The sequence below is a fragment of the Mycobacterium sp. TH-M116 genome (assembly GCF_057473685.1).
In genome coordinates, this window is record NZ_JBYCLC010000417.1 from 1 (window position 1) to 9,751 (window position 9,751).

The window sequence follows — 9,751 nt, forward strand, 5'->3', positions numbered from 1 at the left end:
TCGTCAGAAGACCACGGCGTGCCCGACGCGGTGAGTTGCTCGCCGCGCACGGTCGCCAGCACCGAGGCGGCCTGCTCTCCGCCCATCACCGAGATGCGCGCGTTGGGCCACATCCACAAAAAGCGCGGCGAATAGGCCCGGCCGCACATCGAATAGTTTCCCGCGCCGTAGGATCCGCCGATCACGACGGTCAGCTTGGGCACCCGGGCGCAGGCCACGGCGGTGACCATCTTGGCGCCGTGCTTGGCGATCCCGCCGGCCTCGTAGTCGCGGCCGACCATGAACCCGGCGATGTTCTGCAGGAACAGCAGCGGGATGTTGCGCTTGTCGCACAGCTCGATGAAATGCGCTCCCTTCAAAGCGGATTCGCCGAACAGCACGCCGTTGTTGGCGACGATCCCGACGGGGTGGCCGTGGATGCGCGCGAAGGCGGTCACCAGCGTCTTGCCGTAGTTGGCCTTGAACTCGCCGAACTCCGACCCGTCGACCAGGCGGACGATGACCTCGTGGACGTCGTAGGGCACCCGCGGGTCGGGTGGCACGACGTCGTAGAGCTCGGTCTGCGCGTGCTCGGGCTCGACCGTGGTCCGGATCTCCCACTGGGCCGGCTCGCGCGGCCCGAAAGTGGCCGCGATGCCGCGCACGATCCGCAGCGCGTGCTCGTCGTCGTCGGCGAGATGGTCGGTGACACCGGAGACCCGCGAGTGCAGGTCACCCCCGCCGAGTTCCTCGGCCGAGACGACCTCGCCGGTGGCGGCTTTGACCAGTGGCGGCCCGCCGAGAAAAATCGTGCCCTGCTCGCGGACGATGACGGCCTCGTCGCTCATCGCCGGCACGTAGGCCCCGCCCGCGGTGCACGAGCCCAGCACCGCGGCCACCTGCGGAATTCCTTTGGCGCTCATGGTGGCCTGGTTGTAGAAGATCCGGCCGAAATGCTCGCGGTCGGGGAACACCTCGTCCTGGCGCGGCAGGAACGCCCCGCCCGAGTCGACCAGGTAGAGGCACGGCAGCCGGTTGTGCAGCGCGACCTCCTGGGCGCGCAGGTGCTTCTTGACCGTCATCGGGTAGTAGGTGCCGCCCTTGACCGTCGCGTCGTTGGCGACGATCACGCATTCGCGCCCCGACACCCGCCCGATCCCGGTGATGATCCCCGCCCCAGGGGACTCGTCGCCGTACATCCCGGTGGCCGCCAGCGGGGTCAGCTCCAGGAACGGGGTGCCCGGATCGAGCAGGCGGTCGACGCGGTCGCGGGGCAACAGCTTGCCGCGGCTGACGTGGCGTTCCCGGGCACGCTCGTTGCCGCCGAGGGCCGCCGCCGCCAGCTTGGCGTTCAGCTCCGCGACGAGCCGGCGGTGCTCTGCGGCGAACGAGGGCGCGGTCATGGTGGCGGTCACCGCGCTGGAATCACCAGGTGCGCTGGAATCACAAGGGGCGGTTGGGTCCTGGCGACGACCTCGTCGACCGACACATCGGGGGCGGTCTCGACCAGGTGCAGGCCGTCGGCGCGGACGTCGATGACCGCGAGCTCGGTGACGATGCGGTTCACGCACCCGACACCGGTCAGCGGCAGCGTGCAGCGCTCCAGGATCTTCGGGCTGCCGTCCTTGGCGGCGTGCTCCATCATCACGATCACCGTGCGGGCGCCGTGCACGAGGTCCATGGCACCGCCCATGCCCTTGACCATCTTGCCCGGAATCGTCCAGTTGGCCAGGTCGCCGGTGGCCGAGACCTGCATGGCCCCCAGCACCGCGACGTCGAGGTGTCCGCCGCGGATGATGCCGAACGAAGTCGACGAGCTGAAGAACGCCGCGCCGGGCAGCGTGGTGACCGTCTCCTTGCCCGCGTTGATCAGGTCGGGGTCGAGTTGCCCGCGTGTCGGGTAGGGGCCCACGCCGAGGATGCCGTTCTCCGAATGCAGGACCACGTGCACCCCCTCGGGCACGTGGTTGGGGATCAATGTGGGCATTCCGATGCCGAGGTTGACGTACTGGCCGTCTTCGAATTCCGCCGCCACGCGGGCAGCCATGCCGTCCCTGCTCCAGCTCATCTGACGCCGCTCTCCCCCGCAAGCGGGCGGTACCCCCACCTCATCGCTTCGCTTCGCCTGGTCGCCGGTGCGCTCATGAGCGCACCGTCTCTTTCTCGATCAGCTTGACGGGATCGGGCACGTGCACAACCCGCTGCACGAAGACGCCCGGGGTGTGCACCGCCGCGGGATCGATCTCTCCCGGCTCGACGAGATGTTCGACCTGGGCGATGGTGATCCGCCCGGCCACGGCGCAGTCGGCGTTGAAGTTGGCGGCCGATTCGCGGTACACCAGGTTGCCGTGCCGATCCCCCTTCCAGGCGTGCACCAGTGCGAAGTCGGTGCGGATGGCCCGCTCGAGAACATAGATGACACCGTCGAATTCGCGGGTCTCCTTGGGCGGCGACATCACCGCCACCTGGCCCGAGGCGTCGTAGCGCCAGGGCAGCCCCCCCGCGGCGATCTGGGTGCCGACCCCAGCCGGTGTGTAGAACGCCGGGATTCCCATCCCACCGGCGCGCAGCCGCTCGGCCAGCGTGCCCTGGGGGTTGAGCTCCACCTCGAGTTCGCCGCAGAGGAACTGGCGGGCGAACTCCTTGTTCTCGCCCACATAGGAGGCGGTGGTCCGCCGAATCCTCTTGTGCTGCAAGAGTAGGCCCAGTCCGACGCCATCGACGCCACAGTTGTTCGACACGGTCTCGAGGTCGGTGACCCCGCTGTCGACCAGCGCGGCGATCAGCGCGTCGGGAATGCCACAGACCCCGAATCCGCCGACGGCCAGCGACGACCCCTCGGCGATGTCGACGACCGCCTCCGCAGCGGTAGCCACCACTTTGTCCATGAGCGCAGAGTCTCCTCGCCGTCGGGGGTTGCGAAGATTCAGTTAATTACGATTAACTGACGGCAGAATACCACCACCCCCACCGTCCGTCCAGGCTGCGGCGGGGCCGGTCGGTGGCGGCCGTGAAGGTAATCGATCACCCGCCCGCGGATCTGGTGCCTGTGGACCTTGCCGGTCACGGTTATCGGGAACTTGTCGACCGTTCGCCATCGTCCCCGACCTGGCGATTCCGGCGTAGCATCGTTCCATGATCCCCGCGCTGATCCCCGCTCTGGTTGTCGCGCTGGGCGTTCACGTGGCACCCGCTCCGCTGAGCCCCGCCGTGCCCACTCGAACGTCTCAGACGGGGGACACCACCGCACCATGGATCTCCGGCCCCGGTCCATGCACGGCCACGCAGCCGTGCTTGACCCCGCAGTATTGCCCCGACACGGGGCGATTCGTCGTCGGGTACCAACCGTGCCCGGCGTTGGTGAACGGTCCGTATGCACCGGGGGGCTTGCAGCCCAACGAGGATTAGACCTCCGGCCGGTTTGGATACCAACCCAGACGCTCGGCGATCTTGATCGTCACCGGCTCGTGCTACGTTAGTGGCGATTAACCGGATGTTCGAGTTGTGCACGGGAGGTCCGTCGTGACGGCGTCCGCTCCGGAAAGCCAGACGGGCCATCCCGAGCCGCCGAATCGCCGCAGCCAGTTGAAGTCCGACCGGCGCCTGCAACTCTTGGCGGCCGCCGAACGGCTGTTCGCCGAACGCGGCTTCCTGGCGGTCCGGCTCGACGACATCGGCGCCGCCGCCGGTGTCAGCGGCCCGGCAATTTACCGGCACTTCCCCAACAAGGAGTCGATGCTGGTCGAACTGCTGGTGGGCATCAGCGCCCGACTGCTGGCCGGAGCCCGGGCGGTGCGGGCCCGCAACGCCGACGCGGCCGCGGCTCTCGACGGTCTCATCGACTTTCACCTCGACTTCGCATTCGAGGAACCCGACCTGATCCGCATCCAAGACCGCGACCTCGCGCACCTGCCCGAAGCGGCCGCAAAGCAGGTCCGAAAAGCGCAGCGCCAGTATGTGGAGGTCTGGGTCGGCGTGTTGCGCGAACTCAACCCCGAGCTGGCCGAAGCCGATGCCCGGCTGTCGGCCCACGCGGTGTTCGGACTGCTGAACTCGACGCCGCACGCCATGAAGTCTCCCGACAACTCGCGCAACAAACCCGGGCGCGCGGCGAGATCGCGCGCCGTCATGCGCGCCATGACCGTCGCCGCGCTCACAGCGGGAAATCGGTGCCCCTGAATCGGGTGCCCGACGGTGAGCGACCGGTCTTCGGTTCGGCCCAGGTACCCTGCAAGCCATGAGGTGGACATGAACGATCCACGTCGCCCCGAACTGTTCAGCCCCCCTCTATCGGGGTCTGAGCCCACCGATCCGCGGGGTCGCTGGTACCCTCCGCCCGTCGACCCGGCCTACGCCGACGAGGCGCCATTCGCGCCGACCTACGGCATGCCCTATGCCCCATGGGCCCCCGAGCTCGACGAGGCCGGCGCGACCGCACAGGTGCCGGTCTACTGGCAGCAACACGGCCAGCCCCCGCCGGGCGAGGCGCCGCCCGAAGGGATGGGTCCCCCGCCGCCGGACGGCCCGAAGACGCCGCGCTGGCTGTGGGTCGCCGCCGGGACGGCGGTGCTGCTGGTCGTGGGTCTGGTGGTCGCGCTGGTGCTGGTCAACGGCGCGATCCGGACCCAGACCGCCGTGCCGCCGCTGCCCCCCATGCCCGAGCCGAGCACGTGGGTCCCGACGCCGACCACGGCGCCGCCGACGCGCACCCCCCGGTCACCCCGCCCCGCACCGGTGCCGCCGCCGCTCGGGCCGGAAACCCCCTCCCACACGACAGGCCCGTCGGCCGCCATGCAGGACGTCGTCTACAACGTCACCGGCGAGGGCCGCGCCCTCAGCGTCATGTACGTCGCCGCCGGCGGCCTCATCCAAACCGAGTTCAACGTCGCGCTGCCGTGGAGCAAGCAGGTCAGTCTGGCCACGTCACCGGTCCGTCCGGCGAACGTCACGATCGTGAACTTCGGCCACGACGTCACCTGCACGGTCACCGTCGACGGGGTTCAGGTCAGCCGACGCGTCGGGATGGGCCTGACAATCTGCGATGCCAGGGGCTGAGCGACACTAAACCTGTTCGGCAAGGACGGGGTTGCCCAGCGGGGCGCGCACCGCCAGCATCCCGAGCAAGCCCGCAATCAGCACCAGGGCGATGCCCCCGAGACCGGCGCGGACGGCTCCGAAGGCGTCGACGAAAATCGAGAACAGCCAGGGCGCCAGGAACGACGCCGCCCGGCCGGTCATCGTGTACAGGCCGAACGCGACGCCCTCGCCGCCGTGCTTGGACAGGTGCAGTAGCAGCGCACGCGACGATGACAGCGACGGACCGACGAACAGGGCGAGCAGCAACCCGCACACCCAGAAGGCGTGCGCACCGGACGACGCCATCAGGGCGAGCGCCACGACGATGATCGCCGTCAGTGACCCCAGGATGACCGGCTTGGATCCGATCCGGTGGTCGACGAACCCGCCGGTCGCCGCGCCCACCGCGGCCACCACGCTGGCCGCCATGCCGAACACCAGCACGCCCGCCTGCGAGAGCCCGTAGACGTTGACGCCGAGCACGGCGCCGAAGCCGAACACCGCCGCCAACCCGTCCCGGAACAACGCGCTGGCCCCCAGGAAGTAGACCAGGTTGCGGTCGCGGCGCCATTCGGCGCTCACCTCCGCCCACAGCTTGCGATAACCGCCCAGCATGCTCGTCGGATGCGAGGCCGCCTCACCAGAGTCGGGCAGCCGGTGAGCGACGAACAGCAACGGCAGCGCCAGCACAGCGAACCAGGCCGCGGTCAGCAGCATCGCCGCCCGCACATAGAGCCCGTCATGGACCGGCACGCGCAGCAGCCCGCGCACCGGGCCGGAGCCGGAAATGAAGCCGGTATAGACCAGGAGCAGCAGTACCACGCTGCCGCTGAAGCCTGCGGCCGCACCCAGACCGGAGATGCGCCCCACGGTCTGCGGCGTCGATATCTGCCGCAGCATTGCGTTGTACGGAACGCCGGCCAGATCTCCGCACGCAGCCGTGGCCGACAGCAGCACCAACCCCGCCCAGAGATAGCTGGGGTCGTCGCGAATCAGGAACATCGCGCTGGTCGACGTCACCGCGAGACCGCTCAGGACCGTCAATGTCACTCTCCGACGATGCGGGGCTTCCACCCAGACGCCGACGAGTGGCGCCAACGCCGCGATGGTCAACCCCGAGACGGCCAGCGCTCGACCCAGCCAACTCGCCGGCGACGTACCACCGGACAACCCCGCGCCGACGCTGCCGGTCAAATAGACCGAGAAGACGAAAGTGGCCACGACGGCGTTCATGCCGAGTGAGCCGCAGTCCCATAGCGCCCATGCCGCCACCCGAGACCACAGCGGCCCGCCCGAACGCGACTCCGCTGGATTCATGTCGGCGACTTTATAGTGCATGGGCAATAGTGCATGGGCAGTCGACCCGCCGCGCCAGGCTTCGCCGCGCTGCCTGGCTACCATTGGCGCATGCCGGTACCCGCCCCCAGTCCCGACGCGCGCGCGGTCGTCACCGGATCCTCGCAGAACATCGGTGCGGCGCTGGCCACCGAACTCGCGGCGCGCGGACACAGCCTGATCATCACCGCTCGGCGCGAGGAACTGCTCGACGAACTGGCCGCGCGCCTGTCCGACAGGTACCGGGTCGCCGTCGAGGTGCGGGCGGCCGATCTGGCCGATCCCGCGGACCGGGCGAAGCTGTGCGAGGAGCTCGCCGCGCGTCCGATCTCCATCCTGTGCGCCAACGCCGGCACCGCGACCTTCGGTCCGGTCAAGGACCTCGACCCGGCCGGCGAAAAGGCCCAGGTCCAGCTGAATGCGGTGGCCGTGCACGACCTCACGCTGGCCGTGCTTCCCGGCATGGTGGCGCGCAGGGCCGGCGGCATCTTGGTCTCCGGCTCGGCGGCGGGCAACTCGCCGATCCCCTACAACGCGACGTACGCGGCCACCAAGGCGTTCGCGAACACCTTCAGCGAATCGTTGCGCGGGGAGCTGCGCGGCTCCGGTGTACATGTGACCCTGTTGGCGCCGGGCCCGGTGCGCACCGATCTGCCCGACGACGCCGAGGCCTCGCTGGTGGAAAGACTGGTTCCCGACTTCCTGTGGATCTCCACCGAGCACACAGCCCAGGCCGCGCTGGATGCATTGGAAAGCAACAAGATGCGCATCGTGCCGGGCCTGACGTCCAAAGCCATGTCAGTGGCCAGCGGGTACGCTCCCCGCGCCATCGTCGCGCCCATCGTCGGCCGCTTCTACAGGAAACTCGGCGGCGGCTAGCGAGTGTCGCGAGCGGGCCCCTCCTATCTCCCTTTGCGACGGCCGGTGCCGAACCTGGCTCTGATGAGCTCGCGGATTCCCGTGTTCACGGCGCCTTGCACGTCCGGATCGTGCCACAGTCTTTTCAGCAGGCTGGGCCGCTCCGGCTCGAAGGGTTCAGGCATCGGCGGAACCGGGTCGCCTGACGGGCTTGACGCGCTTGACGGGCTTGACGGGCTTGACGGGCTTGACGGGCTTGACGGGTAGCCGGGTCGGGCCGGCAGTGGCTGCCGCTGCACCGTGTTGCCGTACTTGGCCTGCAACGGACTGGACTTGGCTGCGGCGAGGATCGCATCGTTGCCGATCGCGGCCATCAGCGAGCGGGGCCCGCGCATGCGCGTCCACGCCACCGGCGTCGGTGCGCCCTTCTCCGACAACACGGTGACGACGGCCTCGCCGATTCCCAGCGACGTCAACGCCGACTCCAGGTCGTAGACATCGGTTTTGGGGTACGTGCGGACGGTCTTGCTGAGCGCCTGTTGGTCGTCGGGGGTGAACGCCCGCAGCGCGTGCTGGATGCGGGCGCCGAGCTGCGACAACACGTCGTTGGGCACGTCGGTGGGCAACTGGGTGCAGAAGAACACCCCGACGCCTTTGGAGCGGATCAGCTTGACGGTTTGTTCGACCTGCTCGAGGAAGGCCTTGGAGGCATCGCTGAACAGCAGGTGCGCCTCGTCGAAGAAGAAGACCAGCTTGGGCTTGTCCACGTCGCCGACCTCGTCGAGCCCGGCGAACAGCTCGGCGAGCAGCCACATCAGGAAGGTGGAGAAAATGACCGGACGCAACGATTGACCGCCGAACTCCAGCAGCGAGATGATCCCCCGACCCCGATCGTCGACGCGCAGCAGGTCGTGCGGGTCGAGCTTCGGCTCGCCGAAGAAGGTGTCACCGCCCTCGCCGGCCAGATTCACCAACGCCCGCAGGATGACGCCCGCCGTCGTCGCCGAGACCCCGCCCAGGTCTTTCAGGTCGGCCTTACCCTCGTCGCCGGCCAGGTGGCTGATCACACCGCGCAGGTCGTCCAGCGTGACGAGCGGACGGTCGGCCTGCCTGGCCCAATGGAAGATCAGCCCGAGTGTCGACTCCTGAGTAGCGTTGAGCCCCAATACTTTCGACAGCAGGACCGGGCCGAAACCGGCGACGGTCGCGCGCACCGGCACGCCGACCCCACCGGTGCCCAGCGACAAAAACTCCACCGGGAACGCCGTCGGCCCCCAGTCGTCACCGGTGTCCTTCGCGCGCGCGGCGATCTTCTCGTTGGCCTCCCCCGGGCACGACAGACCCGACAAGTCGCCCTTCACGTCGGCCATCAGCACGGCCACGCCCGCGGCGCTGAGCTGCTCGGCGATGAGTTGCAGCGTCTTGGTCTTGCCGGCGCCGGTCGCCCCCGCCACCAGGCCGTGCCTGTTGACCGTGGCCAGCGGGATGCGGATCTGCGCGGACGGATCGGCGACGCCGTCGACGACGACGCTGCCGAGCTCCAGCGCCCGGCCGTCGACCGCGTAGCCGCCGGCGATCCGCTGCGCGGCTGTCGCCGCTGATTCGGTGCTCATGTGCTGCGCCCTCTTTCCGATCGTCAGCCGCTCGGCAGACTCACCCTACTTGCCAGGGGGAGCGGGAGCGATGGCTCGCGTAACGCCTACGCTGAGCGCTGTGGTGGACGAATTGGTGTGGATCGACTGCGAGATGACCGGCCTGGACCTGCGTTCGGACAAGTTGATCGAGATCGCGGCCCTGGTCACCGACCCCGACCTGAACATCCTGGGCGAGGGAGTCGACGTCGTCATCCACGCCGAGGACGCCGCGCTGTCGTCGATGATCGACGTCGTTGCCGACATGCATGCGCGATCCGGGCTCACCGACGAGGTCAAAGCGTCCACCGTCGACCTGGCCGCCGCCGAGGCGATCGTGATGGACTACATCGGCGACCACGTCAGACAACCGAAGAGCGCGCCGCTGGCGGGTAACTCCATCGCCACCGACCGCTCCTTCATCGCCCGCGACATGCCCGCCCTGGACTCGTTCCTGCACTACCGGATGATCGACGTGAGTTCGATCAAGGAACTCTGCCGACGCTGGTACCCACGCATCTACTTCGGTCAGCCGGCCAAGGGACTGGCCCACCGGGCGCTGGCCGACATCCACGAATCCATCCGCGAGCTGCAGTACTACCGCCGGACCGCCTTCGTCTCGCCGCCAGGGCCCTCTACCAGCGAAATCGAGGCGGTAGCCGCCCGCCTTGCGAGCCAACGCGACGCAGCGCGACCAAACGATTCGGCCCCCGAGCCAACGACCGGCTAGTATCGACGTCGCCGTTCGTTGGCCCCGCCACGGGGCCGGCCCGGCAGCATGGTGAGTGTAGTTCAGTTGGTAGAGCACCAGGTTGTGATCCTGGGGGTCGCGGGTTCGAGTCCCGTCACTCACCCCGAAGCGCAGGGGCGTC

Annotated in this window: 9 protein-coding genes and 1 tRNA gene; 5 read left to right on the top strand and 5 right to left on the bottom strand. The window is 68.8% G+C overall.

Going from position 1 to position 9,751, the window contains the following annotated elements; translation table 11 throughout:
* The 3 genes from AC2VOK_RS21225 to AC2VOK_RS21235 form a co-directional block, all read right to left on the bottom strand.
* The coding region (locus tag AC2VOK_RS21225) for a carboxyl transferase domain-containing protein (protein WP_428902214.1) at positions 1–1,382 on the bottom strand (1,382 nt) is incomplete at its 3' end.
* Between the two features lie 8 nt (positions 1,383–1,390).
* The gene (locus tag AC2VOK_RS21230; RefSeq protein WP_428902208.1) at positions 1,391–2,047 is read right to left on the bottom strand and encodes a CoA transferase subunit B; all 657 of its coding nucleotides are present in this window, start codon (positions 2,045–2,047) and stop codon (positions 1,391–1,393) included.
* A gap of 73 nt (positions 2,048–2,120) precedes the next feature.
* Positions 2,121–2,867 (bottom strand): CoA transferase subunit A, encoded by a 747-nt coding sequence (locus AC2VOK_RS21235; RefSeq protein ID WP_421529686.1) that lies wholly within the window; start codon positions 2,865–2,867, stop codon positions 2,121–2,123.
* 634 nt (positions 2,868–3,501) lie between these two features.
* Between AC2VOK_RS21235 and AC2VOK_RS21240 the strand changes: the two genes are divergently transcribed.
* A complete protein-coding gene (locus AC2VOK_RS21240) occupies positions 3,502–4,158 on the top strand; it encodes an SACE_7040 family transcriptional regulator (RefSeq protein ID WP_428902209.1) in 657 nt (218 codons plus the stop codon).
* Between the two features lie 63 nt (positions 4,159–4,221).
* A complete protein-coding gene (locus tag AC2VOK_RS21245) occupies positions 4,222–5,034 on the top strand; it encodes an MmpS family transport accessory protein (RefSeq protein WP_428902210.1) in 813 nt (270 codons plus the stop codon).
* A 6-nt stretch (positions 5,035–5,040) separates the two neighbouring features.
* Here the strand turns inward: AC2VOK_RS21245 and AC2VOK_RS21250 are convergent, their stop codons facing one another.
* Positions 5,041–6,372: an MFS transporter gene (locus AC2VOK_RS21250; RefSeq protein WP_428902215.1), complete on the bottom strand. Its 1,332-nt coding sequence runs from the start codon at positions 6,370–6,372 to the stop codon at positions 5,041–5,043.
* A gap of 90 nt (positions 6,373–6,462) precedes the next feature.
* Here AC2VOK_RS21250 and cmrA point away from each other — a divergent pair, with 90 nt between their 5' ends.
* Positions 6,463–7,269, top strand: coding sequence for a mycolate reductase (cmrA, locus tag AC2VOK_RS21255; protein ID WP_428902211.1), 807 nt, complete (start codon positions 6,463–6,465; stop codon positions 7,267–7,269).
* Between the two features lie 23 nt (positions 7,270–7,292).
* Here the strand turns inward: cmrA and AC2VOK_RS21260 are convergent, their stop codons facing one another.
* Complete coding sequence (locus AC2VOK_RS21260) at positions 7,293–8,861, bottom strand: helicase HerA-like domain-containing protein (RefSeq protein ID WP_428902212.1); 1,569 nt, start codon at positions 8,859–8,861, stop codon at positions 7,293–7,295.
* Between the two features lie 100 nt (positions 8,862–8,961).
* Between AC2VOK_RS21260 and orn the strand changes: the two genes are divergently transcribed.
* Together orn and AC2VOK_RS21270 are read left to right on the top strand one after the other, a co-directional pair.
* Positions 8,962–9,609 (top strand): oligoribonuclease, encoded by a 648-nt coding sequence (gene orn / locus AC2VOK_RS21265; RefSeq protein ID WP_428902213.1) that lies wholly within the window; start codon positions 8,962–8,964, stop codon positions 9,607–9,609.
* A gap of 51 nt (positions 9,610–9,660) precedes the next feature.
* Positions 9,661–9,733, top strand: a tRNA-His gene (locus AC2VOK_RS21270).
* The last annotated feature ends 18 nt before the right edge of the window (positions 9,734–9,751 follow it).